We start from the raw sequence: 25,121 nt of genomic DNA on the forward strand, positions 1-25,121 counted from the left end.
GACATGACGCGACGCCGTCGTACGCTCATCGCCGCCTGCGCCCTGGCCGCACCCGCCCTCAGCGCCCTGCTGCCTTCCGCGGAGGCCGCGGTGCCGCCCGAGCACGCGATCGTGGTCTGCCAGAGCGCCGGCTTCTACGCCAACTACGACAGCTCCGGCGGCCCGACCGGGCTCAAGCGCACCCTCGGTTACGGCGACAAGATCGGCCACACCCCCGGTTCGCACCCGGTCTACAACGGGTGGGCCGCCGGCTTCGACTACGGCCCCAACGACTGGGGCTATCTGCGCATCGAGTGCATCGGCGGCTACGACTCCTGGTGACGGCGCCCGGCCCGCCGCCCGCCCCCACTACCCGCGCACACCAAAGGAGTCGATCATGCTGCGTACCGCAACGACCACTGCCGCCGGCGCCGTGCTCGCCGCCGCGGCCCTGCTGGCCAGCGCTGTCCCGGCGCAGGCCGCGAACGGCACCGTCGGAGTCCGGGAGACCGTCTGCGCCCAGGACCTCTATGTCCGCACCGAACCGGTCGGCGCCTGGATGGGCACGCTTTACCAGGGCCAGACCTTCCTGGTGGAGCAGGTGAACGGCACATGGGTGTACGGCTTCGCCTACGGGGACATCAACCGGCACGGGTGGGTGCAGAACGGCTGGTTCTGCTGAGCCCTGAGCCGGCCGGGAGAGTCTGCTCCCGGACCGGCTCAGCGGCCGTACCAGACCGTGGTGACGTTGCAGAACGCCTTGATGCCCTGGCCGGAGAGTTCACGGCCGTAGCCGGAGCGCTTGATGCCGCCGAACGGGAGGGCAGGGTGCGAGGCGGTCATCCCGTTGAAGAAGACGCCGCCGGCCTGCAGGTCGCGGACGAAGCGCTGCTGCTCGTCGGTGTCCCGGGTCCAGACGTTGGAACTCAGGCCGAAGGGCGAGTCGTTGGCGAGCGCCACCGCCGCGTCCAGGTCCGGCACCCGGTAGAGCGTGGCGACCGGGCCGAACGCCTCCTCGCGGTGGATCCGCATCGCCTCGGTGACGTCGGTGAGCACGGTCGGCTCGTAGAACCAGCCCGGCGGCAGCGCCTTCGGGCGGCGGGCCCCGCACAGCACGGTGGCGCCCTTGGCGCGCGCGTCCTCGACGAGTTCCTCCAGGTCGGCGCGGCCCTGCTCGGTGGAGAGCGGGCCGATGTCGGTGGAGTGGTCCATCGGGTCGCCGACCACCAGCGCGCTCATCGCACGGCTGAAGGCGGCGGCGAAGTCGTCGTAGATGTCCTCGTGCACGATGAACCGCTTGGCGGCGATGCACGACTGGCCGTTGTTCTGCACCCGGGCGGTGACCGCGGTGTGCACCGCGTGGTCCAGCTCGTCGCGGGCGGAGGGCATCACCACGAAGGGGTCGCTGCCGCCCAGCTCCAGCACGGTCGGTTTGACCTCGTCGCCGGCGATCGCGGCGACCGCGCGGCCCGCGCCCTCGCTGCCGGTGAGCGTCGCGGCGGCCACCCGGGGGTCGCGGAGCACGTGCTCGATGGCGTCGGAGCCGACCAGCAGGGTCTGGAAGCAGCCCTCGGGGAAGCCCGCCCGGTGGAAGAGGTCACCCAGGTAGAGGGCGGTCTGCGGGACATTGGAGGCGTGCTTGAGCAGGCCGACGTTCCCGGCCATCAGGGCAGGGGCGGCGAACCTGACCACCTGCCAGAGCGGGAAGTTCCACGGCATGACGGCCAGCACGACACCCAGCGGGCGGTGGCGCACGTACGCGCGGTGCGCGCCGCTGTCCTCGACGTCGGCCTCGGCGGGGAGCTCGTCGGCCAGCAGCCGCTCGGCGTTGGCCGCGTACCAGCGCATCGCCTTGGCGCACTTGGCGGCTTCCGCCTTGGCCGCGGCGAAGGTCTTGCCCATCTCGGTGGTCATGGTGCGGGCGATCTCGTCCCGCTCCTTGTCCAGCAGGTCGGCGGCGGATTCGAGCAGCCCGGCGCGGGTGGCGAAGTCGGTCAGGCGGTAGCTCCGGAACGTGCTCTCGGCCCGGGCGACCCGTTCCTCGATCCCGTCCGCCCCGAGCGCGTCGAAGGTCCGCAGGGTCTCCCCGGTCGCGGGGTTCACGGTGGCGATGGGCATGCTGGGTTCCTCCTCCTGCCGGGGCCGGATGCCGGCTCACGGCCCGGCGTCCGCACGGGCGGTCCGGCCGGGCCGCCTACCCGCACCCCGCCGGTCCATGCGGCCCCATCCTCTCCCGCCCCCCGCCGGGCCGCACCAGCTCGCCGCCCAACCGGGTCGCCCCGGGCCTGGCGCGGTCCTGCCCGGTCCCGCCACCGGTGGCCGCCCGCCGCCAGACCGCCCCCCGCGGATCCGACCGGAAGCGTTCACCGGCCGGTAACTCCCGGCACATCGGTCACCGGTTCTACGCGCGCAGAATCATCGCGCACCTCCGTGGTTCTCCGTGTCTCCCGAGTCTCCCGTGTCTCCGATCCACTCCCCCCACTGATCGCCCCCCCACCTGGAGGTTGACGGATGCCTGGTCCCCGTATGCCCCGCAGCCGCGTGCTGATCGGCGCGGCCGCCGCGCTGGGCGTGCTCGCCCTGGGCGCCGCCGGTGTCGCCACCGGCAGTGCGCAGGCCGCGCCCGCCGCACCGGCGCACCGCGTGCTCTTCGACAACACCAAGGCCGAAACGGCCGGCAACGCCGACTGGATCATCAGCACCAGCCAGCCCGACCCGCTCGGCCAGGACTCCAGCCCCAGCTCGGAGACCGACTGGACCGGCGCCCTGTCCTCGTGGGGCGTGGCCCTGCAGAAGACCGGCGGGTACCAGCTGAACACCCTGCCGTCGGGGAAGACCATCACCTACGGCTCGTCCGGCGCACAGGACCTGAGCAACTTCGACACCTTCGTGCTGACCGAGCCCAACGTGAAGCTCAGCGCCGCGGAGAAGACCGCGGTGATGAAGTTCGTGCAGGCCGGCGGCGGCCTCTTCCTGATCTCCGACCACAACAACAGCGACCGCAACAACGACGGCTGCGACTCGCCGTGCGTCATCAACGACCTGCTCACCAACAACGGCGTCGACAACACCGACCCGTTCGGCTTCTCCGTCGACCTCAAGGACATCAGCACCGACAACCCCCGTGCCATCAGCAGCAGTTCCGACCCGGTACTGCACGGCCCGTTCGGCACCGTCACCGGCAGCATCCTGCGCGACGGCACCACCTTCACCCTCAAGCCGAACGACAACCCGAACGTCAAGGGCCTGCTCTACACCGCCGGCAGCTCGGGCAACTCCGGGGCGTTCTTCGTCACCAGCACCTTCGGCAGCGGCCGGGTGGCCATCTGGGGCGACAGCTCACCGGTCGACGACGGCACCGGCCAGTCCGGCAACACGCTCTACGACGGCTGGAACGACCCGGCCGGCACGGACGCGGCGCTCGCGCTGAACGCCACCGCGTGGCTGGCCGGCAGCGGCTCCGGCGGCACCACAACCGGCGGCACCACAACCGGCGGGACCACCACCGGCGGCGGTGGCGGCAGCTGCACGGACGCCCAGCTCCTGGCCAACCCCGGCTTCGAGTCCGGTGCCTCCTCCTGGTCCGCCTCCAGCGGAGTGATCAACAACTCCAGCAGCGAAGCGGCGCACAGCGGTTCGTACAAGGCGTGGCTCGACGGCTACGGCAAGGCGACCACCGACACGCTCTCCCAGTCGGTGACCATCGGCTCCGGCTGCGCCGCGACCTTGAGCTTCTGGCTGCACATCGACACCGCCGAGACCGGTTCGACGGTGTACGACACACTCAAGGCGCAGGTGCTGAACTCCTCCGGCACGGTACTGAGCACCCTGGCCACGTACTCGAACGTGAACGCCGCCTCCGGCTTCACCCAGCGCAGCTTCGATCTGGGCGCGTACGCCGGGCAGACGGTGACGGTCAAGTTCACCGGGGTGGAGGGCTCCAAGCTGCAGACGTCCTTCGTGGTGGACGACGTGGCGCTCAACGTCAGCTGATCCGCGCTGCCTGCCGCCGGTCCGGCCCCCGGCCGGTCCGGCGGCGGGTCGGATGACGGGTCGGCTGACGGGTCCGGCGGCGGGGTCACTGCTCCGTGGGGCCGAACTCGCACCAGACGGCCTTGCCTTCGCCGCGCGGTTCGACCCCCCAGCGCACCGCCATCGCGTCGATCATCAGCAGTCCGCGGCCCGAGGTGGCCGCCTCGCCGGGCGACCGGCGGCGCGGCCACACGCTGGAGCGGTCCTGCACCGACAGCCGCACCCGGCGGACGGGCTCCGGCAGCACCTCCAAGGTGAGCACAGCGCCGCCCTCGGTGTGCAGCAGCACATTCACCAGCAGTTCCCCCGCGGCGAGTTCGACGTCGTCGGCGAGATCGGACAGCTGCCAGTCGCGCAGCGCCTGACGCAGCGCATCACGGGCATCGGCCAGACCCTCGGGGTCGGCCTGGTGTACGTAAGCGTGCATCCGCGGCGCACGTTCGGTGCCGGGGTCGGGCGACCTGCGGACGATCAGCAGGGCCACGTCGTCGTCCGAACCCCAGCGCTCCCAGAGGCTGTCGGCGAGGTGGTCGGCCAACTGCTCCGCGTGCTGGGGGCCGTTGTGGACGGCCTCGGCGAGCGCCTCCATGCCGATGGTGATGTCCACACCGCGCTCCTCGACCATGCCGTCGGTGCAGAACACCATCGTCTCGCCGGGCACCAGGTCGAGCCGGGTCTCGGGGAACTCCTGCAGATCAAGGACGGTGGCCAGGCCCAGCGGCAGGCCGCCGCGGACGTTGGGCCAGCCGGTACGGCCGTCGGTGTGCCGGATCAGCGGCCCGAGGTGTCCGGCCCGCGCCGCCCAGATGGTGCCGGTGTTCAGGTCGAGCTGGGCGTAGTCGCAGGTCGCGAAGCGATCGGTGTCGAGTTCCGCCAGGAAGAGCGAGGCCCGGGCCAGCACGGTGGACGGCGGATGGCCCTCGGCGGCGTACGCCCGCAGCGCGATCCGCAGCTGGCCCATCACAGCCGCCGCGTGCGTGTCGTGTCCCTGCACGTCGCCGACGACCAGGCCGACCCGGTTCTGCGGCAGCGCCACCACGTCGTACCAGTCGCCGCCGACCTCCCGGCCGCCCCAGGCGGCGTGGTAGCGGACCGCGATCTCGGCGCTCTCGAAGCGCGGGATGTGCCGGGGCAGCATCGACTCCTGCAGCCCGGTGGCGAACTCCCGCTCCTGGTCGAAGAGGATCGCCCGCTGCAAGGACTGGGCGAGGATGCCGGCCAGCGACTCGGCCAGCTCCCGGTCCTCGCGGCTGAAGCCCTCGCGGCTGCCGTAGAACAGCGCCAGGCCCCCGATCGAGCGGCCCTGGGCGATCAGCGGCAGGAAGGCGGCGGAGGACATGCCGGTCCACTCCCGGTAGGGGCCCAGCAGCGGAAAGCGCTTCCGCAGCTGGTCGAAGTCGGTGGAGTACAGCGGCCGCTGCGTCATCACGGTGGTGGTCAGCGGCAGCGGCTCGCTGAGCCGGCGGGGCGGAAGCGTATCGAGGCCGCCCACCGAGTAGCCGGCCGCCGCCACGAACCTCAAGGTGAGGCCCTCGACCAGCCCCAGGGCGAGTCCTTCGGCGCCGAACCGCTCCAGCCCGCCGGCTCCGGTGAGCACGGCGGTGACGTCCTCCACAGTGACCGCGTGCGACAGCGCTTCGGTGGTCCACCGCAGGATGGACGGCAGGGTGCGCCGCTCCGGCCCCGGCGGGAGACCGCCGCCCAGCGGGGCGTGGGCGAGTTCGTCGGTGGCGTCCCGGACGATGCCCACGATCCGGTACGCGTTGCCCCGCTCGTCGCGCAGGATCGTGCCCTGGGTGTACGTCCACTGCTTGATGCCGTCACGCCGGGTGACCTGGAAGTACCCGCCGTAGCTGCGCCGTCCCGACTGGAGCGCCTTGCGCACCGCGCTGTCCAGCCGGGCGCCCTCCTCGGGGGTCACCCGCAGCACCAGGGACTCGGGGCTGCGGTCGTACTCCTCCGGGCGCAGGTCGAAGACGGCGAGCCCGGCCTGGTCCAGGTCGAAGGTGCCCTGGTCGAGGTCCCAGTCGAAGCTGCCCAGTCCGTTGATGGCGAGCCGCTCGCCGGGGCCGATCCGCGACGCGGTGATCCGCCCGCCCTTGCGCCCCCCGGGCGGGTCGAGCCGGGGATCGTAGGGACGGCCGCGCAGCGAGTGCTGAGGAGGTGCCATGCGCGTGCTCCGGGGTCGGATCTGCGGCCATGGGCAAATGGCGGGGCGGGACGGGCGGGACGGATACCAGGGAAGCAATATGGCTATTATCTACCCCTTGCGTTCATTGTCCTGGATCGAAGGCCGCGACGGACCACCCGCGGCCCGCTCGCCGTGCGCGGCATGGGTGGGCGCAGCGGGGGTACGCGCTGGGTTCAACCGCGGGAGCGGTCCGCGTTCCCGCCCGAGCCACGGGAGTGTCCGATGACCGAGCCCACCCCCGACCCGTTCCCCGCACCGGTGCCTCCGGGGCGCCCCGGGGAGCCGGCGCCGGGGCCCGACCCCGTACCCGCGCCCGAACCGCGTCCTGTGCCCGGCCCGGCGCCCGACCCGGTGCCCCCGGCCCCGGGACCCGAGCCGTCGCCGCCCGCACCCGGCCCCGACCCGGTGCCGCCGACGCCCGAGCCCAACCCGATCCCGGCGCCCGGCCCGCTCTACTGAGTCCGGCCTCCGCGCGCCGGGCGGTGCGGGGCCCCGCGTGCGGGGCCCCGGAGCCGGGGCGGCGCGGTGGTCAGACCAGCCGCCACAGGTGGTCGGCGGTCCCGTCGTCGGTCCACTGGACGACCTGAGCGCCGTCCGAGAGCGACCTGCCGTCCACCGCGAGGACCTTCCCCGAGCGCACGTTGACGATCTTCGACCAGCCGTCGCGGTCCCGCACCAGCCGCCAGAGGTGGTCGGGTGTGCCGTTGTCCTGGAACTGCTGGACATGCGCGCCGTCGGCCAGGCTCTGGTCGTGCACCGCCAGCACCTTGCCGCTGTTGCGGTTCTGCAGGCGTACGGTGCCGTCGCCGTTGTCGAGCAGCGTCCAGAGCTGGTCGGCGGTCCCATGGCTACGGGACTGCGTGACCTCGGCGGTGTCGGCCAGGGACATCCCCGCGACGGCCAGCACCTTCCCGGAGCGGCGGTTCTGGATGCGGTGCCAGCGGACCGCGGAGCGGGCCGGTGGCAGCAGCAGGGCGAACATGCCGCCGACCACCGGCCGGTCCTGGAAGCCGCGCTGTGCCGCGGTGGCCACCACGTACCAGTCGGTGAACGGCACCCGCTGGGGCGAGGTGCTGACGAAGTTGTGGACGCCGTTGACCAGGACGTCGCGGGTGCCGGGATGGCCGGCCAGCCAGGCCGCCGTCCACAGCTCCCAGTCGCCCTTGGTGTAGTCGTTGCGGGGGTCGAGTTCGATGCCGTACGTGCCGGCGTGGGCGGAGTACCAGGCGGCTTCCCTGGCGGCGGTGCCGGTCGGCACCAGGTCGAGCCCGAGCAGCCGGTCGGGGAAGCCGTTGTACTTCAGGCTCCAGGTGCCGTCCTGGTCGTAGGCGAGCTTGAGGTGGCTGCCGCTGGGGTCCTCCGCGAGCGAGGTCCACTGGCTGATGTAGCCGCGGGCCAGGGTGCGGTAGTGGGCGGCGTCGGCGGCCTTCGCGTGCGCGGTGGCGACGATGCTCATCGCGCCGATGCCGATGATGCCCTTGAGGGCGAGGTTGGCGCTGTGCGCGATGAAACCGGTGAAGTCGTCGGTCTGGTTCTGGAAGCCGGGGTCGAGGGCGTTGGCGACGAGGTACTCGGCCCACTGGCGCAGGATCGGGTAGTGCGCACGGGCGAAGGCGGCCGCTTCACTGGCGGGCAGTCGCTGGATGAGGGCGGCGGCCATGATGAGCATGTTCGCCGACTCCTCGACCGGCATGTCCTCCTCGTTGCCGTCGTTGTGCCCGGTGGCGTTGGGATAGCCGGAGCCGAGGTCGTGCTCGGCGAACTCCTTGGGCCAGCCGCCGTGTTCGGCGTAGTCCAGCAGGGGTTCGAGGAGGAGCCGCAGATAGTCAGGGGAGAGGTACAGATAGGCGGGGAAGGCCGGATAGGTGACGTCGATCGTCGACATGTTGCCGTCGGAGGAGATCTCCTTGAGGAACGCCCAGGGGCTGCCGCCGTGGTCGACCAGTTCGGTGCCGGCCACCGCCTGCCGGAGGGCGAGGGCGCAGACCGCGGCGTAGTTCTCGCCGGTGCTGCCGCCGCCCGCGGCGGTCACCGCGGCGTCGTGGATGCGCCGGTCGAGGGCGGTGGCGGCGGCCAGCGCGGCGCGGTGGTCGGCGTCGAACCAGCCGACCATGTCGGTCCAGGTGTGCCAGTACCGCGTCCACCAGGGCTGGAGCTGCGCGCCGAGGTAACTGACCGCGGGGGTGCGGACATGGCCCAGGGTGACGGTGAACTCCGGTGACGGCCTGCCGGCTTCGACGGTGCCGAAGTCGCGGTTGAGGCCGAGCACCGGCCAGCGGTCGTTGATCGCGCGGGGCTGGTCGCTGTCCACGGTGCCGGCCAGCCGCCCGTCGGCCGCCGAGGCGGCGCGCACCACCGTGTCCTGGCCGATCTGCCAGGTCAGGCCGGTGCCGGTGGGGGCGGCCAGGACCATACGGCCCCAGGACGCCTGGTCACCGTGCTCCTGGAGCACCCCCGGGGTGGCCGGCCGGCAGCTGAGTACGGTCATCCGGCCGGCCCGCTCCTGCGCCCAGGTGATGGGAGTGGCGGTGTCGCCGTGCACCCACTCGCCGGACACGTCGAGGTGGATGTCCACGGTGTGCGCCTGGCCGTCGTTGGCGGCGGCCCGCACGGTGACGTAGCTCAGCGGCACGCTCTGGCGGCGCAGATTGCCCAGGTCGACGGGGGAGAAGAAGGTGACGGTGAGCGTGACGCCGCCGCCGCTGAGGGTGAACACCGAGCGGGTGGCGGTGAAGTGCAGGGAGACCTGCTCCATGGGGGTCAGGGTGGGGCCGCCGGGCACGGAGGGGGCGCCGGCGAAGATGTAGGCGGCGCCGTCGATCCGGGCCAGGCCGCAGAGCGCGGCGATGTGGCCGTTCCAGAAGGTGGACCAGGTGCCCGCGAGGTTGTCGGCCGGCAGCCAGGTCGAGAGATACGGCGAGCGGACGGCCAGCGGCACCGCGGGCGGGCGCAGCGGGCTGAACGTGGAAGTGGCAGCGGCCTGCGGGGAGGCGGTGGGCGCGGCGGCGTGCGCGGTGCCCGCCGCCAGCCGGCCACCGGTGGCCGCTGCCACCGTCAATACCGCGCTCCAGCGCAGGAGTTCGCGTCGTCCGGGCCGGGGCATACGGGAGTCTTCGGAGGTCACGGTGAAGTCCGTCCTGGTCAGGGTGGGGGAAGCGGGGTCAGCTGAACTGCCAGAGGTGGTCCGCGGTCCCGTTGTCGTCGAACTGCACGACAGGCGCGCTGTTGGCGGTGGACATCAGGTCGACGCCCAGCACCTTGCCGGAGTTGAGGTTGCGGATCCGGTACCAGCCGTCGCCGTTGTCGATCAGCTGCCAGAGGTGGTCGGCGGTGCCGTTGTCGTCGAACTGCACGACCTGGGCGCTGTTGGCGGTGGACATCAGGTCGACACCGAGCACTTTGCCCGAGTTGAGGTTGCGGATCCGGTACCAGCCGTCGGTGTCCGGGACGAGCTGCCAGAGGTGGTCGGCGGTGCCGTTGTCGTCGAACTGCACCACGTGGGCGCTGTTCGCGGTGGACATCAGGTCGACACCCATGACCTTGCCGGAGTTGCGGTTGCGGATGCGGCGGTAGTCGCCGGCCGGTGTCCACGGCCGGCCGTCCGGGGTGGCGGTGGGGAAGGCGGAGATCCGCAGCCGGGCCGCGCCCATCGGGACGAGGGTGACGGTCTCGACGGCCGCCGTGCTGCGGGCCGGGGAGTCCTGCAAGGGGGTGACCACGTGCTCGCTGTCGGCCTGCCACTCGGCGATCCGGCGGGCCGGCGCGGTGATGCGCACCGGAGTGCCGCCCTGGGTGAAGGGGTTGGCGGGCAGCGGCCCGGCGGTCCGGCTGAAGGCGGGGTTGCCGGCGTCCAGGGCGAGGCCGTAGTTCCAGGGGCTGGTGGCGTGCACCTCGTAGCTGGGGAACTGGGCGCTGCCGGCGTACTGGACGTAACTCTCACCGATGCTCAGCGCGTACGTGAGCGGTCCGTGGTCGATCGCGGTGGCGCCGTGGTTGCCGGGCCAGCTGCGGACGGTGGTGTTCTGCGGAAGCCGCAGGGTGACCGTGTCGCCGTTCCGCCAGGTCCGGTTCAGCACGGTGAAGGCGGGTCCCGCGGGGGCGGTGGTGGTGGCGCCGCCGACCGTGATGCGCGGGGCCGTGCACCAGCCGGGGATACGCAGGTAGAGCGGGAAGGCGAGCGGGCGCGGGACGGACACGGTCAGGGTGATGCTGTCGCCGAAGGGGTAGTCGGTGGTCTCGGTGATGGTGACGCTGACGCCGTCGGCGACCTTCGCGGTGACGGAACTGGGCGCGTACATCGCCGCGGCCAGGCCGTGGTCGGGGGTGGCGAGCCACAGCTCCTCGGTGAAGTAGGGCCAGCCCATGCCGTAGTTGTGCGGGCAGCAGCGGTACTGGTCGACGCCGGGCATGAACGCCTGCATGGCGAAGCCGTTCTGGAACTGCCCTTGCGTCTTGGGGGCGTTGTCCAGGTCGACGCTGTTGGCGGCGGTGATGTAGTGGACCGCCCTGCCGTCGGGGTCGAGGGCGGCGGGCAGTGAGTTGAAGGCGAGGTCCTCGCAGCGGTCGGCCCACACCGGGTCGCCGGTGATCCGGGTCAGCAGCTGGTGGCTGGCCATGAACTCGACGATGCCGCAGGTCTCGAAGCCCTGCCGGGGGTCGCCGAAGCCCGGCCGGGCGTTCTCGTCACCGGCGAAGCCGCCGCCCGGGAACTGGCCCCAACTCGTCATCACCGCGGTGTAGTTCTGGTAAGCGGCCTGGCTGAGGGCGGTGGACGGGGAGCGCAGTGCGTACTGGGCGGGTTCACGGAAGCCCTGGGCGATGTTGACGTTGTGCAGGGACGGCAGGTTGTTCACCCAGTTGGCGCCGCCGGCGTGGATCTTGTCGGCGAGGGTCAGCAGAAAGGCGTCACCGGTGCGGTTGTAGAGCCAGAAGACGCTGTCCAGGCCGTCGCCCCAGCGCACCGACACCCAGCTCTGGTTGAAGGCACCAGGACCCTGGGCGTTCATGTACCGGAAGAAGGCGGTGAGCAGCGGGACGATCCGGCCGTCGCCGCTGTACTCCTGCCAGTTGCGCAGCGCCCAGGTCAGCGGCAGGTACGGCCAGAAGTCCGGGCCGCCGCCGAGCGAGGTGCGCAAGGCGGTCGGGCCGAAGAAACCGTCCGGCTGGGCGGTGGCGAGGATGGCGTCGATCCAGCGGCGCACCGCGGCCAGTGCGGTGGCGTCCCCGGTGAGCACGGCGAGGTCCGTGTAGCCGCGCAGCCAGTAAGGGACCTCCTCCCAGCCGGTGTTGGCGGGGTGGGCCCAGCCGCTGGTGTTCATGTCGAGGAAGTGCGAGGCCGCCGCGTACTGCCCGCAGAGCCCGGCCAGCTGGCGGCGCAGCTCGCCGTCGAGCCAGCCGCGGGCGGTGACCGCGCCGGGCGGCAGGCGGAGGAAGGCGGTGGGCGCCAGCGGCGCCGCGTTGGGTGTGTAGAGACCGCCGGGGGCCGGCGCGACCCGGCCGGCGGCGCCTGCCGCGGTGGTGGGTGCGGCGGCCCTGGCGGGACCGGCCAGGGCCGGCGGGATGCCGGCGGCGGCTCCCGCCGCCAGCGTGGTGGTGACAAAGGATCTGCGGTTCAGGGGCATGGGGGTGGCCTCCTGGCACTGGGGGGCATCCCTCCGAACCGGCTATTCCAACGTTGGAAAGATGCGCTGCCATCCGGCATGACAGCACGGCTTCGGGGCCGTGTCCACAGTGGCAACAGAACTCACGGGAGGAGTTTTTGATGGCTGGTCAACGCGGTGGGTCGACGAACGGCAAGCTTCCGAAAGTCTCCGCGCGACTCCTTGTCGAGTCGCCGCGCCGTCTGTATAACGTTGTAAATCCGCAGCACGGGACGGCCACTTCAGGCTCCCGGTGCACCCACCCTCCCCGTACGCCGTACCCGCTCGCCGGGGCACCGTAGAAGAAGGAGTGTCGTGAGCATGACCATACGCCCGCTCACCCGCAGAACGCGCGCGCTCGCCGTCTGCGTACTGCTGGCCACCGCCGGCCTCACGGCCACCGCCTGCTCCAAGTCCGAGGACGGCGACGCCGCTGCCGCGCCCAGCGGCTCCGGCCAGGCCGCACAGCAGCAGGTCACCCAGACGCCGAGCGCCTCGGCCGGCGGGGGCTGCACACTCTCCGCCTACGGCGCTCCCAAGCTCGACCTGAAGAACGCGGTCGTCGGCTTCTCCCAGTCGGAGAAGGAGGACAACCCGTTCCGGATCGCCGAAACCCAGTCGATCAAGGACGAGGCCGCCAGGCTGGGCGTGAAGAAACTGCTCACCACCGACGCCCAGTCCCAGCTCCCCAAGCAGATCAGCGACATCCAGGACATGCTGGCGCAGGGCGCCCAGCTGCTCATCGTCGCCCCGCTCAACTCCGACGGGCTGGACCCGGCACTCCAGGCCGCCGCCGCCAAGCACGTCCCGGTCATCACCATCGACCGGAAGATCAACGCCACGTCCTGCAAGGACTATGTGACCTTCCTCGGCTCGGACTTCGTGGAGCAGGGCAAGCGCGCCGCCGACGCCATGATCAAGTCCACCGGCGGCAAGGGGCAGGTGGCGATCCTGCTCGGTTCGTCCGGCAACAACGTCACCACCGACCGCACCAAGGGCTTCGTCGACGAGATCGCCGCCAAGGCGCCCGGGCTGAAGGTGGTCGCCCAGCAGACCGGCGAGTTCACCCGGGACAAGGGCCAGCAGGTGATGGAGCAGCTCATCCAGTCCAAGCCCGGCATCACGGCCGTCTACGCGGAGAACGACGAGATGGGCCTCGGCGCGGTCACCGCGCTGCAGAGCGCCGGCAAGAACCCGGGCAAGGACGTCAAGATCGTCTCGGTGGACGGCACCCGGAACGCGGTGCAGGCCATCGTGGACGGCAAGTACAACGCGGTGATCGAGTCCAACCCCCGCTTCGGGCCGCTGGCGTTCGCCACCGCGCAGAAGTTCTACGGCGGTGAGTCGATCCCCGAGGACGTGATCATCTCCGACCGCGCCTACGACGAGGACAACGCCAAGACGTCGGTGGCGGGCGCGTTCTGATGGTGCCGCCGGACACCGCCGCGGCCCGGTCCGCCCCACCCCAGCAGCCACCGCCGGAGCGCGAACCGGCACCGGTGCTGGAAGCGGTCGGCGTCGGCAAACGGTTCCCCGGTGTGGTCGCGCTCGACGACGTGTCGTTCACCCTGCGGACGGGGGAGATCCACGCGTTGGTCGGCGAGAACGGCGCCGGCAAATCCACCCTGATCAAGATCCTCACCGGGGTGCACCGCCCCGACGAGGGCGAACTGCGCCTCGGCGGGCGGCCGGTGGTCTTCCACCGGCCGCACGAGGCGCAGCGCGCCGGGATCTCCACCATCTACCAGGAAGTCAACCTGGTCCCGCTGATGAGCGTGGCCCGGAACATCTTCCTGGGCCGCGAGCCCAAGACCCGGCTCGGCCTGATCGACTTCACCAGCATGCACCGCCAGACCGCGGAACTGCTGGCCGGTTTCGGCATCACGGCGGACCCGCGCCGGCCGCTGCACACCCTCGGCGTCGGCACCCAGCAGATGGTCGCGCTGGCCCGGGCGGTCAGCGTCCAGGCCCGGGTGGTGGTGATGGACGAACCGACCTCGTCCCTCGAACCCCGCGAGGTCGAGACCCTCTTCAGGGTCATCGGTGAACTCCACCAGCGGGGCATCTCGCTGGTCTACGTCAGCCACCGGATGGACGAGCTCTACCGCATCTGCGACCGCGTGACGGTGCTGCGCGACGGCCGGCTGGTGCACTCCGGGCCACTGCGGGACACCGCACGGGTCCAGTTGGTGTCGATGATGCTCGGCCGCGAGATCGCCGAGGTGCGCAGGAGCGGCACCACCGCCTTCGGGGCCGGGCACGAGGCGGCACCGGAACCGGTGCTCACCGCCACCGGACTGACCCGGCGGCACCTGCTGCAGGAGGTCGGCCTGGAGCTGCGACCGGGTGAAGTGCTGGGACTCGGCGGCCTGTTGGGGTCGGGTCGCAGCGAGACGGCGAAGGCGCTGGCGGGCGCGCTGCCGCTGGACGCCGGCCAGGTCAGGGTCGGCGGCCGGACCCTGCGCCGGCTCACCTCGGCGGCCGCGATCCGGGCCGGCATCAGCCTGCTGCCGGAGGACCGCAAGGCGGAGGGGATCGTGCCGGGCCTGTCGGTGCGGGAGAACATCGTGCTCGCCGCGCTCCCCCGGCTCTCCCGCGGCGGCATGGTCTCGCGGCGCCGGCAGGACCGTGTCGTCGAGATCTTCATGAAGCGGCTGCGGATCAAGGCGGCGAGCCCCGAGCAGAAGGTCGGCGAGCTCTCCGGCGGCAATCAGCAGAAGGTGCTGCTCGCCCGGTGGCTCTGCCTGGAGCCGAAGGTGCTGCTGCTGGACGAGCCGACCCGCGGTATCGATGTCGGCGCCAAGGCGGAAGTCCAGGCGCTCATCGACGAGTTGGCGGCGGAGGGGCTTGCCGTGCTGCTGATCTCCTCCGAGCTGGAGGAGCTGGTGGAAGGCGCCGACCGGATCGTGGTGCTGCGCGCCGGAGCGGTGGCCGGCGAACTGACCGGTGAGGACGTCTCGGAGGCGGCGCTGCTCGCGGTGCTCGCCGAGGGCGACCCGGAAGGGGACCTGGAAGGGAACCCGGAAACGGATCCGGAAACGGGTCTGGAAACGGGTCTGGAGGCGGCCCCGGAAGCGGACGCCGGCCCCGCCTCCGGCCCGGTGTCCGGCGGTCCCGACTCCGGCGACCGGGCACCCGCACCCGCCGTACCCGTAGCGAGCAAGCCCCCGCGTCCCGGCACCGATCCCCGTCCGTCCAAGACCTCCAAGACCTCCGAGCCCCCCGAGACCCCCCAGACCCCCGACGACCCCCCGGAGGCCGAGCTGTGACCGCCTTCGCCATCCCCCGCGGCCTGGACCGCCCGCGCATGACCGGCTGGCTCCAGCGGTACGGCGTCTACGCCGCGGTCCTCGCCCTGCTCGCCTTCAACGGCCTGTTCACCGACCGCTTCCTCACCGCCGACAACCTGCGCACGCAAGCCGTTCAGGTCTCCCCCGTCCTGATCGTCGCGCTCGGCATGGCGCTGGTGATCGGCACCGAGGGCGTCGACCTGTCGGTGGGTTCGACGATGGCCCTGGCGAGCGCGGTGCTGCCGCTCTATCTGGGGTACGGCCTGCTCCCGGGGCTGCTGGTTGCCCTGCTCGCCGGCGTCGTGGTCGGGCTGGTCAACGGCTCCCTGGTGTCGGTGGTCGGCCTGCAGCCGATCGTCGCCACCCTGGCCCTGTTCGTCGGTGGCCGCGGGCTCGCGCTCGTCATCGCCCACGGCCGGCTGAAGCAGATCAGGAACCAGGACCTGCTGAACCTCGGCACCGACAGCGTGCTCGGTGTGCCGGTGGTCGTCGTCATCGCCGCGGTGCTGGCCGTCCTGGTCGCTCTGCTGGTGCAACGCACTACCTTCGGGCGGCAGTTGGTGGCCGTCGGCGGGAACCGGGCGGCGGCGGCGCTGGCCGGGCTGCCGGTACGCCGGGTGCTGCTCGGGGTGTACGTGATCTGCGGTGTGCTGGCCGCGCTGGCCGGTGTGCTGGCCACCGCCCGGCTGACCGCGAGCGACCCGTCCTCGCTCGGCAATCTGATGGAGCTCTCCGCGATCACCGCCGTGGTGGTCGGCGGCACCCCGCTGAGCGGCGGTTCCGTCCGGGTCCTCGGCACCGTGATGGGCGCACTGCTGATGCAGTTGCTGCACGCCACGCTGGTCAGCCACAACCTGCACGACTCCACCGCCCAGATGGTCCAGGCGGGCATCATCCTGCTCGCCGTCTACGTAGCCCGGGAGCGTCGATCCCGATGAAGTCCGCGCTGAACACCGCACTGGCCGTCCCGGCCGGCCCACCGCCCGCCCCGATCGCCGCCCTGCGCCCCTCCGGGCGGCAGCGCGCCGCCGAACTCCTGCAACGGCAGGGCGCGCTGGCCGTCCTGGTGCTGCTCTGCCTGGTCTCCTCCTTCCTCTTCTCGGCCTTCCCGACCCTGGACAACACCCGCGGCATCACCATCCAGGCGTCCTTTCCTGCGATCGTCGCCCTCGGCATGACCCTGGTGATCATCACCGGCGGCATCGACCTCTCCGTCGGGTCGGTGTTCGCACTCGGCGGGGTACTGGCCGCCTGGGCCTCGCAGTACGGCTTCCTGCCGGCGCTGCTGCTGCCGCTCGCGGTCTGCGGGGCGATCGGCGCGGTCAACGGGCTGCTGGTGGCGCGCGCCGGTATGGCGCCGTTCATCGTCACTCTGGCCTCACTGCTCGGCGCCCGCGGCCTGCTGCTCGCGCTGACCCACGAGGGCGCGACCACGTATCTCGTTCCCCGCGGCTCGGCCTTCCGGCAACTCGGCGGCGGGCAGGTGTGGGGCTTCGGCTACCCGGTGCTCATCGCGGTGGCGCTCTTCTGCGCCGGCGGGCTGCTGCTGCAGCGCACCTCCTTCGGGCAGGCGCTCTTCGCGGTGGGCGGCGGCGGGGACGCGGCGCTGCTGATGGGGCTGCCGGTGGCCCGTACCAAGGTGGCCGTGTACACCCTCAGCGGATTGCTCGCCGGGCTGGCCGGAGCGCTCAACGCGGCCCGGCTGTCGTCCGGTGTGACCATCGTCGGCGTCGGGATGGAACTGGACGCGATCTCCGCGGTGGTGATCGGCGGCACCCTGCTGGTGGGCGGCGCCGGGTCGGTCTCCGGCACGCTGTGGGGTGTGCTGCTGCTCGCCGTGATCCAGAACCTGATCAACCAGATCGGCTCGCTCGACTCCTCCTACCAGTCCGTGGTCAGCGGCGGCTTCCTGATCGTCGTGGTGGTCGCCCAGCGGTATCTGTCCGCGGCCCGCCGCGGCACCTGAGCGGTCCGGTGCCGTGCCGCCCGTTCGCCGGCACGGCACCGGACCTTGTGCACACTGGGGCCGGAACCTCCGGCGCCACGCAAGGCCGCCGGGGGCGGGAAGAGGGAAGGAAGTCCGTGGGCGTCAGCCTCAAAGACGTTGCCCTGCTGGCGGGCGTGTCCATCAAGACCGTGTCCAACGTGGTGAACAACTACCCGCATGTGACGCCCGCGATGCGGGACCGCGTGCAGCGGGCGATCGACGAGCTGGGCTACCGGCCGAATCTGACGGCCCGTCACTTGCGCAAGGGCCGTACCGGGATCATCGCGCTCGCCGTCCCGGAGCTGGGCAATCCCTACTTCGCGGAGCTGGCGGGCGCGGTGATCGACGCCGCCGCCCGGCACGACTACACCGTGCTGCTCGACCACACCGCGGGCCTGCGGCAGCAGGAGGTGCTGGTCTCCCAGGGCTTCCGGGCCCATGTGATCGACGGCCTCATCCTCAGCCCGATCGAGCTGGAGGCCGCCGACCTGCTCGGCCGGCGCGCAGACGACGGGCCGCTGGTGCTGCTCGGCGAGCGGGAGTACGACGCGCCCTACGACCACATCGCGATCGACAACGTGGCCGCCGCACGGACCGCGGTACGCCATCTGACGGCGCTCGGGCGGCGCCGGATCGCCTTCATCGGCGCCCGCCGCGAGCTGGCCCGCCGCCCGGCCCATCTGAGACTGCGCGGCTGGCGGGAAGAGCTGGCCGCGGCCGGGCTGCCCTGCGGCGAGGAGCTGGTCGCGGCCACCGACGGCTACGGCCGCTGGGACGGCGCGGCGGCGATGACCTGGCTGCTGGACCGCGGAGCCGCGCCCGACGCGGTCTTCGCGTACAACGACCTGATGGCGCTGGGCGCGATGCGGGCGCTGGTGGAACGCGGGCTGCGGGTGCCCCGGGACGTGTCGGTGGTCGGTTTCGACGACATCGAGGAGGGCCGCTTCTCCACGGTCGCGCTCACCACGGTGTCCCCGGACAAGCAGGCCATCGCCCGGCTGGCGGTCGAACGGGTGGTGGCCCGGCTGTCGGGCACGCCGCAGATCCGGGCAGAACGGATCCAGCCCGGGTACACGCTGGTCACCCGCGAGTCGACGGCGCCGGCCGACTGAGCGGCAGGCCGTCGCCCGGCGCCTCCCCGGCCGGGCGGCAAGGCGGCGGCATACTGCGGGCATGCTCCGTATCGCCGCCGCTCCGCCGGGAGGCCGTCCATGACAGACCGGCCGCTGCTCATCGTGGACGGCGCCAACGTCGTCGGTTCCGTACCGGACGGCTGGTGGCGCGACCGGCGCGGCGCCGCCGAGCGGCTGCGGGACGCGCTGGCGCCGGTCGGCGCGGGCGGCCTGCCCGCCGCCGGCGGCGCGCCGCCGTGGGCGGTCGGCACGCCGCTGGAGGTCGTGCTGGTGGTGGAGGGCGCGGCCCGCGGGGTGGCATCGGTGCCGGGCGTACGGGTGGAGTCCGCCTCCGGCAGCGGTGACGACCTGATCACCGCGCTCGCCGTGAAGTGCCGTACGGACACCCCTGACCGGCACTGCCTGGTCGTGACCGCGGACCGCGAACTGCGCCGCCGGGTGGAAGCGGTGGGCGCGGTGTGTATCGGCCCCCACTCGGTCCCCCGCCGGTAGCAGCGGCCCGGCGGCCCGCCGCGGGTCAGCGGACGTCGATCCAGTCGGCGGCGCTGGTGGAGGTGTAGCTGCCGGCGTCGCCCACCTGCACGGCCCGCCACCAGCCGTCGGCGCTCGCGGTGACGGTCTTCTGGAACGCTCCCGAGGTGGTGGACGTGACCACCGACTTCCGCACCCACGCGCTCGTGGATGTGGTCCGGTACCAGATCTCCACCGGTTCGGTGCCGCGGTGCTTCCAGGTGGAGCCGCTGAGGTACTGGAGGGTGCCGGTGAGCACCAGCCGCGCACCTTTGCGGACCGGCTGCGGGGTGCCCTTGAAGCCGGTGATCCGTTCCTCGGTGCGGTGCACGGCCTTCGCCGCGGAGGTGGCAGCGAGGCAGGAGTTGCTCTCGGCGTGCACCCAACGGTAACTGCCGTTGCCGCCCTGGTAGGTGGCCTTCACCGCGCCGTTCGCATCACTGGTGGCCGTGGCCACCGTCTTCCAGGCGGTGCTGCCCGCCTTGGCGAACTGCAGGCCGAGCACGGGCCGTTCGTCCTGGTGGCAGACCTGGTTGAGCTGGGTCCTGACGGTGGCGAGCCCGTTCGCGTCCACGGTCGCGGAGAGGCTGCCGAAGGACATCGGCAGCGGGTGGCTGACCGCCAGGTCGTGGCTGACACCCGCGAGGTAGAAGTCCCGTGGGGCGGTGGTGACCGCGAAGTCCCCGTCGTCGTCGCGGACCGTGTAGCTGAGCGAGAACCGCCCGCTCGCGTCCGCGGTGGTCCGGGCGTTGTACTGGGCCTCCCAGTACGCCCGCAGGAAGATCTCGGTACCGGCCGGACTGCCGTGCCCCGGCGGCAGGTTGACGGTGCCGCTGACGGTGAGGACGTCACCGGTGTGCACCCGGGTGCGGCTGACCTTGTAGGTCACCGTGGTGGGCAGCGCGGTGGCCTCCCGCCGGATGGAGTCGTAAACACTGTTGTACGTCTCCGGGTTGCCGTCCGGGTCATATTCGGCGTTGAAGTCGACGAGGTGGGTGACCTGCGCCAGCGAGCTGTCCCCGACATGGTCGACCAGCGTGCCGGGGAGGGCGAACCGGCCCTCGGCGTCGGTCTGCACGGTGCCCAGGGCGCGGCTCTCGGTGTAGACCGGATCGATGGGATCGCCCCACGGGTTCCAGGTCTCGAAGACGATGTCCTCGCTCACCACGACGCTGCCGTTCACCACGGGTGCGCCGTCGGCGGTGGTCAGCACACCGGTCAGATCGACCGTGCGGTGGTCGAAGTCGGTGGCCGGGCGGTCGGTGGCGAGGTTGAGCTCATAGGGCTGCCCGGGTGGGCCGACGGTCGCGTGGGCGGGCAGTGCCCCGAGCCCGGTCGTGGCCAGGAGAAGTGCGGCAGCGGCGATGGTACGAGCTGTGGCGGGACGGAGATGCACCTGAACTCCCCGGTGGTGTGGCCCGGTCACAGTGCGGCGTCGTCGTCGGCTGCGCGGGACACAGGTTGGACACCGCAGAACGCCGAAGGGTTGCCCTGCGCTGGCAGGGCGATGCGCTGAGCTACGAACTCGCGCTGTCGCGCAGCCCGTCGAGGCGGCGCTTCTCCTCATCGAAGAGTTCGAGGAAACGGCCGGAGCGGGGTGCGGGCTCGGCGACGTCGTCCCGTTCGGGGAGTGCGTCGAGGTCGGAGGGGCGGGGTCCCTCGGGTCCTTCGGGGCCGGTGCGGACCAGGCGCTCGACCCGGACGATACGGAAGTGGCGTCCCGCGACGTCGAGTTCGTCCGGCTGATCGGCGTCGAGGTGGTCGGCGGCGCGTCTGTAGAGCTCGTGCTCCTCGGCGGTGAGGTCACGCTGCCAGGGGACGATGACCCGCAGGTGGACGGCGAGTCCGTTGCGGGCGTCGCGCGGGGTGGCGGCGGTGCCGGTGGAGTGCGGGCGCCAGCGCCCGCCCTCGCGTTCGGCGGTCATGAAGGTGGCGGGCAGCCGGACGGTGCCGGGGTGGGTGCGGGCCGCGCGGCGGGAGTCGTCGCGGACGGCGCTGGGCACGGTGTCGTTGCGGCGCAGGGCGGCGAGGAGTTCCGCGTCGAGGACAGCTTCAGAACTGCCGTGCGGGGCCGGGTCGATGACGAGGCCGGCCGCCGGGTCGGGGGCGGCGAACGGGTCGCCGGTGCGGGCGGCGGCGGGCGCCGGGTCCGGGTCGGTGGTACGCGGCGGCTCCGGGCCGTCCGGGCCCATCCGGATGAAGCGTTCGGCGCGGACCACCCGGAAGCGGACGCCGCCGACGGTGACTTCGTCGAGTTCCCCGCGGTCGAGGCGGTCGGCGGCGGCGAGGCAGGCGTCCCGCGCGGCCCGGGCACCGTCAGGCGACTCCGGCCCGTCCGGCGACTCCGATCCGTCCGGCGACTCCGATCCGTCCGGCCCATCCGACCGGTCCAGCCCATCCGACCGGTCCAGCCCGTCCGATCCGTCCGGCCCGTCGGATTCCGCCGCCCCGGCGAGGTCGCGGAGCTGTCCGGCGAGGCTGTCGCGGGCGTCCTGCGGGGCGAGTCCGGAGAAGTACGGCTGCACCTCCCAGCCGCCTTCGGACCGTTCGCGGGCCACCCCGAAGACCGGCCCGCCCGCCAGCAACGTGGACGGATACGTCTTGCGGGCCTTCCACGCCTCCACGTCGGCGAGCGCCGCGACCGGGGAGTCCGACGCGGTGCCCGGTGCGGTCCGGTAAGCGGAATCGTCGCCTTGCGGATTCATGACTCCAGCATGCCCATTGGACCCGCCGCACGGGAGAGGTTCCCCAAAAGGGGGCCTCTTGACATTCCCGCGCTACCCGCGTCCACCGGCCCATCAGTCCGCTCCCCCTTGCGGCGGCCCCGCCGGCCGCGGCCCCTTCCGGGCGCCGCCGGCCCGTGCCAGGCCCGTGTCCGGCCCCTACCTGGGGCCCTACCGACTGGCGGCGGTGAGCATGTGGGCGATGCCCTCGGGGGACAGCAGGTGGTGGAGGGCGCGGCGGCGGGCACCCTCGATACCGGCGCGGCGGCCGAGGAGGGTGGTCTCGATGGCGACGGTCCTGGTGGCCAGTGGGAGGGCCCGGCGGTAGACGGCGCCGCGGATGTCGGCGAGCAGGTCGTCGTGGAGGCTGGCGATACTGCCGCCGAGGACGATCGTGTCGGGGTTGTAGAAGCTGACCAGGGACGCCAGCACCTCACCGATGCGCTGGGCGGCGAGCCGCACCTGGCGGCGGGCCAGCGGGTCCCCCGCCGTGACGAGCCGCACCACGTCGGCCGCGTGCTCGGCCGGCAGCCCCGCCTCGCGCAGGGTGGCCGCGATGGCCGCGCCGGAGGCCACCGCCTCGACGCAGCCGGTGTTGCCGCAGTGGCACGGCACATGGTCGTGTCCCGGCACCGGAATGTGCCCGATGTCCCCGGCCGCACCGGACGCCCCCCGGTGCACCACTCCCCCCGAGACGATCCCGCAGCCGATCCCGGTCCCCACCTTGACGTAGAGCAGATGCGCGGTCGCCGGCCGGTGGGCGTACTCGCCGAGCGCCATCATGTTGACGTCGTTGTCGACCAGGACCGGCGCGTCGTAGCGTCCGGCGAAGAAGTCCGGCACCCGGGTGCCGTCCCAGCCGCGCATGATCGGCGGCCGCACCACCGTCCCGGTGCTCGCCTCGACCGGCCCGGGGACGCCGATGCTGATCGCCCGCACATGCCCGGCCGGGTGGCCGGCCTCGGCCAGCAGCCGCCCCACCTGCTCGTGCAGCCCGGTGAGTACGGCCTCGGGCCCATCGTTGATGTCCAGTTCCTCCGTGGCCTCGGCCAGCACCGTGCCGCCGAGTTCGGCGACCGCGACCGTGCTGTGCGTGGCGCCGAGGTCCACCGCGCACACCACCGCGGCGCGCGAGGCCAGTTGGAGGGTGAGCGGCGGGCGCCCGCGGTCGGTCGCCACCGTGCCGGTCTCCACCAGCAGCCCGCGGTCGATCAGCAGGTCGACCCGCTGCGCGACGGCCGCACGCGACAGCCCGGTGGCGGTGGCGAGCTGGCTGCGGCGGGTGGCGCCGCCGGCCACCAGACCGGCCAGCTCGCTCAGCGCCGTCAACTGCCGGTCCCCCACTGGTGCCGTCACCTGCGCCCGCCCTTCCTCGGCCCGGGACCCGTGGCCCCCGTATTTATGACAGAAGGTAGCGGAAATGTTGCCATTGTCAACCGAAAGCCGGGTAGCTAGCGTTTTCTACGAACCGAAAGGGAGGGCATTCGTGGGCCGAATCTCCGCGGATTCAGCGAATCCGCCGCCGTTGCGTACGGCCATCGCCGGCACCGGCATGATCGGACGGGTCCACCTCGACGCGGTACGCCGTTCCGGCGCCCCGGTCGTCGGGGTCAGTTCGTCCTCCCCCGCGCGTGCCAAGGAAGCGGCGGCCGAACTCGGCGTGGAGCGGGCCTTCGACAGCTCACAGGCCCTCGTCACCAGCGACGACGTGGACGTGGTGCACATCTGCACGCCCAACGCCGCGCACGCGGAACTCGCCGGGCTCGCACTGCGGGCCGGCAAGCACGTGGTGTGCGAGAAGCCGCTGACCACCGACGCGGCCACCGCGGACGCGCTCGCCGCGCTCGCCGCGCGCACCGGGCTGGTGGCCGCGGTGCCCTTCGTCTACCGCTACCACCCGATGGCCGCCGAGGCCCGCTCCCGGGTGCGCGACGGCCGGGCCGGCGACATCCGGCTGCTGCACGGCCACTATCTGCAGGACTGGCTCGCCGAGCCGGGCGACACCAACTGGCGGGTGGACCCCGTGGCAGGCGGCCCCTCCCGGGCGTTCGCCGACATCGGTTCGCACTGGTGCGACCTGGTGGAGTGGGTGACCGGCCACCGGATCACCGAGGTGACCGCGGTCACCCAGACCGTCGACCGGGACGGCGGCCGGCCCGCCACCGAGGACGCGGTCCAGTTGCTGCTGCGCACCGACCGCGGCGCCACCGGGACGCTGACCGTCTCCCAGATCTCCCCGGGCCGCAAGAACCGGCTGTGGTTCGAGGTGGACGGCGCCCGTACCTCGCTCGCCTTCGACCAGGAGAACCCGGAGTCGCTCTTCGTCGGCAGCCGCGGTGAGAACGCCGTGGTGCTGCGCGACCCGGCGACCCTCTCGCCGGCCGCCGCCCGGCTCTCCACGGTGCCCGGCGGCCACCCGATGGGCTATCTCGACTGCTTCGCGGCCTTCGTCCGCGATGTGCACAGCGCGATCCGGGCCGGCGGCGCCGCGTCCGGCGAACCCGCCACGCCCCCCGCCTTCCCCACCTTCGACGACGCCGCCCGCATGGTCCGCCTCACCGAAGCCGTCCTCGGCTCCGCGGCGGACCGGTCCTGGAAAGAGGTCTCCTGAGATGAAGCTGGGCTTTCTGACCGCCTGCCTTCCGCAGCTCCCGCTCGACGAGATCGCCGCCTGGGCGGCCGGGCACGACTACGAGGCGCTGGAAGTGGCCACCTGGCCGTCCACCGGCTCCCGGGACTTCGAGGCGAGCCATATCGACGTGACCGGCTTCACCGGACAGCACGCCGACGAGGTCCGCACCCTGTTCGACAAGCACGGACTGACCCTCTCGGCGCTCGCCTACTACGAGAACAACCTGCACCCCGACCAGACCCGCAGGTCCGAGATCGCCGCCCACGTACGGGCCAACGTGGACGCCGCCCAGAAGCTCGGCGTGGAGTACGTCGGCACCTTCGTCGGACGGCACCCGGGGCTTTCGGTCAAGGAGAACCTGCGGCTCGCCGAACGGGAACTGCCGCCGCTGGTGGAGTACGCGGGCGAGCACGGCGTGAAACTCATCATCGAGAACTGCGTGATGGAGGGGTGGCACCCGGACGGCTACCCCGGCAACCTCGCCTACTCCCCGGAACTGTGGGAGTGGATGTTCGACCTCGGCTTCTACCTCAACTACGACCCCTCGCACCTGCTGTGGCTGGGCATCGACCCGGTGGCGGCGCTCAGGCCGTACATCGACCGGATCCCGCACGCCCAGGCCAAGGACGCGCAACTCGACCCGCGGGCGCGGGACCGTTACGGCTTCTTCGGCAAGGCCGTCGAACGCGACGACGGCTGGGACAGCGGCTGGTGGCGCTACCGGGTGCCCGGCCTCGGCGACGTCGACTGGCGGCGGATCGTCGACACGCTCTACGAGGGCGGCTTCACCGGAGTGCTCTCCGTGGAGCACGAGGACCCGGTGTGGAGCGGCGATGTCCAGCGGATCACCCAGGGGCTGGAGATCGCCCACCGCACACTGCGACCGCTGATCGTCGGCTGATCCCGGGACCGCACCCGCATCCGCCCGCGCCACCCGCACCGCACCGCCCGGCGGGACCGACCGCATCCGCCGGACCACCGCCGTACGCAACGGACTTCCAGGAG

At 72.3% G+C, this 25,121-nt stretch carries 18 protein-coding genes and 1 pseudogene; 12 read left to right on the top strand and 7 right to left on the bottom strand.

The features are described 5' to 3' along the window. The first annotated feature begins 3 nt into the window (after positions 1-3). On the top strand, positions 4-321 hold the full coding sequence (locus tag OG552_RS05135; protein WP_329129978.1) for a hypothetical protein: 318 nt from the start codon (positions 4-6) through the stop codon (positions 319-321). A 55-nt stretch (positions 322-376) separates the two neighbouring features. Next, the gene (locus OG552_RS05140; protein WP_329129980.1) at positions 377-661 is read left to right on the top strand and encodes a hypothetical protein; all 285 of its coding nucleotides are present in this window, start codon (positions 377-379) and stop codon (positions 659-661) included. 38 nt (positions 662-699) lie between these two features. Here OG552_RS05140 and OG552_RS05145 read toward each other — a convergent pair whose 3' ends face one another. After that, positions 700-2,097 carry an NADP-dependent succinic semialdehyde dehydrogenase gene (locus tag OG552_RS05145; RefSeq protein ID WP_329129981.1) on the bottom strand — a complete coding sequence of 466 codons (1,398 nt, stop codon included), beginning with the start codon at positions 2,095-2,097 and terminating at the stop codon, positions 700-702. 393 nt (positions 2,098-2,490) lie between these two features. On the opposite strand from OG552_RS05145, the gene OG552_RS05150 reads away from it, so the two are divergent. Beyond that, complete coding sequence (locus tag OG552_RS05150; RefSeq protein ID WP_329129983.1) at positions 2,491-3,972, top strand: hydrolase; 1,482 nt, start codon at positions 2,491-2,493, stop codon at positions 3,970-3,972. A gap of 85 nt (positions 3,973-4,057) precedes the next feature. Here the strand turns inward: OG552_RS05150 and OG552_RS05155 are convergent, their stop codons facing one another. Beyond that, complete coding sequence (locus tag OG552_RS05155) at positions 4,058-6,181, bottom strand: SpoIIE family protein phosphatase (protein ID WP_329129984.1); 2,124 nt, start codon at positions 6,179-6,181, stop codon at positions 4,058-4,060. A gap of 243 nt (positions 6,182-6,424) precedes the next feature. Here OG552_RS05155 and OG552_RS05160 point away from each other — a divergent pair, with 243 nt between their 5' ends. Beyond that, a complete protein-coding gene (locus OG552_RS05160) occupies positions 6,425-6,661 on the top strand; it encodes a hypothetical protein (RefSeq protein WP_329129985.1) in 237 nt (78 codons plus the stop codon). 70 nt (positions 6,662-6,731) lie between these two features. Here the strand turns inward: OG552_RS05160 and OG552_RS05165 are convergent, their stop codons facing one another. Beyond that, on the bottom strand, positions 6,732-9,326 hold the full coding sequence (locus tag OG552_RS05165) for a glutaminase domain-containing protein (protein ID WP_329129987.1): 2,595 nt from the start codon (positions 9,324-9,326) through the stop codon (positions 6,732-6,734). Between the two features lie 37 nt (positions 9,327-9,363). Then, positions 9,364-11,823 (bottom strand): RICIN domain-containing protein, encoded by a 2,460-nt coding sequence (locus tag OG552_RS05170; RefSeq protein ID WP_329129989.1) that lies wholly within the window; start codon positions 11,821-11,823, stop codon positions 9,364-9,366. A 339-nt stretch (positions 11,824-12,162) separates the two neighbouring features. Between OG552_RS05170 and OG552_RS05175 the strand changes: the two genes are divergently transcribed. The 6 genes and pseudogenes from OG552_RS05175 (at position 12,163) to OG552_RS05200 (ending at position 18,743) form a co-directional block, all read left to right on the top strand. Next, on the top strand, positions 12,163-13,266 hold the full coding sequence (locus tag OG552_RS05175; protein WP_329129991.1) for an ABC transporter substrate-binding protein: 1,104 nt from the start codon (positions 12,163-12,165) through the stop codon (positions 13,264-13,266). Continuing rightward, positions 13,266-14,840 (top strand): annotated as a pseudogene (locus OG552_RS05180) (sugar ABC transporter ATP-binding protein); the annotation flags it as partial. The gene OG552_RS05175 and the pseudogene OG552_RS05180, both read left to right, overlap by 1 nt. Before the next feature lie 308 nt (positions 14,841-15,148). Beyond that, positions 15,149-16,069, top strand: a complete 921-nt coding sequence (locus OG552_RS05185; protein ID WP_329140546.1) for an ABC transporter permease — start codon at positions 15,149-15,151, stop codon at positions 16,067-16,069. After that, positions 16,066-17,097, top strand: a complete 1,032-nt coding sequence (locus OG552_RS05190; RefSeq protein ID WP_329129993.1) for an ABC transporter permease — start codon at positions 16,066-16,068, stop codon at positions 17,095-17,097. Before OG552_RS05185 ends, OG552_RS05190 begins: the two co-directional genes overlap by 4 nt. Before the next feature lie 116 nt (positions 17,098-17,213). Further along, a complete protein-coding gene (locus OG552_RS05195; RefSeq protein ID WP_329129994.1) occupies positions 17,214-18,230 on the top strand; it encodes a LacI family DNA-binding transcriptional regulator in 1,017 nt (338 codons plus the stop codon). A 99-nt stretch (positions 18,231-18,329) separates the two neighbouring features. Then, positions 18,330-18,743: an NTP pyrophosphohydrolase gene (locus OG552_RS05200; RefSeq protein ID WP_329129996.1), complete on the top strand. Its 414-nt coding sequence runs from the start codon at positions 18,330-18,332 to the stop codon at positions 18,741-18,743. Between the two features lie 25 nt (positions 18,744-18,768). On the opposite strand, the gene OG552_RS05205 is transcribed toward OG552_RS05200, so the two are convergent. From OG552_RS05205 to OG552_RS05215, 3 genes are all read right to left on the bottom strand, one after another. After that, positions 18,769-20,157, bottom strand: a complete 1,389-nt coding sequence (locus tag OG552_RS05205) for a hypothetical protein (protein ID WP_329129998.1) — start codon at positions 20,155-20,157, stop codon at positions 18,769-18,771. A 121-nt stretch (positions 20,158-20,278) separates the two neighbouring features. Continuing rightward, positions 20,279-21,466 carry a DUF5954 family protein gene (locus tag OG552_RS05210; RefSeq protein WP_329129999.1) on the bottom strand — a complete coding sequence of 396 codons (1,188 nt, stop codon included), beginning with the start codon at positions 21,464-21,466 and terminating at the stop codon, positions 20,279-20,281. Between the two features lie 189 nt (positions 21,467-21,655). Beyond that, entirely contained in the window at positions 21,656-22,840 is a 1,185-nt protein-coding gene (locus OG552_RS05215) for an ROK family protein (RefSeq protein ID WP_329130000.1), read from the bottom strand. A gap of 130 nt (positions 22,841-22,970) precedes the next feature. Here OG552_RS05215 and OG552_RS05220 point away from each other — a divergent pair, with 130 nt between their 5' ends. Both OG552_RS05220 and OG552_RS05225 read left to right on the top strand, forming a co-directional pair. Then, the gene (locus OG552_RS05220) at positions 22,971-24,095 is read left to right on the top strand and encodes a Gfo/Idh/MocA family protein (RefSeq protein ID WP_329130002.1); all 1,125 of its coding nucleotides are present in this window, start codon (positions 22,971-22,973) and stop codon (positions 24,093-24,095) included. A gap of 1 nt (position 24,096) precedes the next feature. Next, positions 24,097-25,017 (top strand): sugar phosphate isomerase/epimerase family protein, encoded by a 921-nt coding sequence (locus OG552_RS05225; RefSeq protein ID WP_329130003.1) that lies wholly within the window; start codon positions 24,097-24,099, stop codon positions 25,015-25,017. Positions 25,018-25,121 lie beyond the last annotated feature (104 nt).

Origin of the sequence: Streptomyces sp. NBC_01476 (assembly GCF_036227265.1) — a bacterium.
Classification (GTDB): Bacteria; Actinomycetota; Actinomycetes; order Streptomycetales; family Streptomycetaceae; genus Actinacidiphila.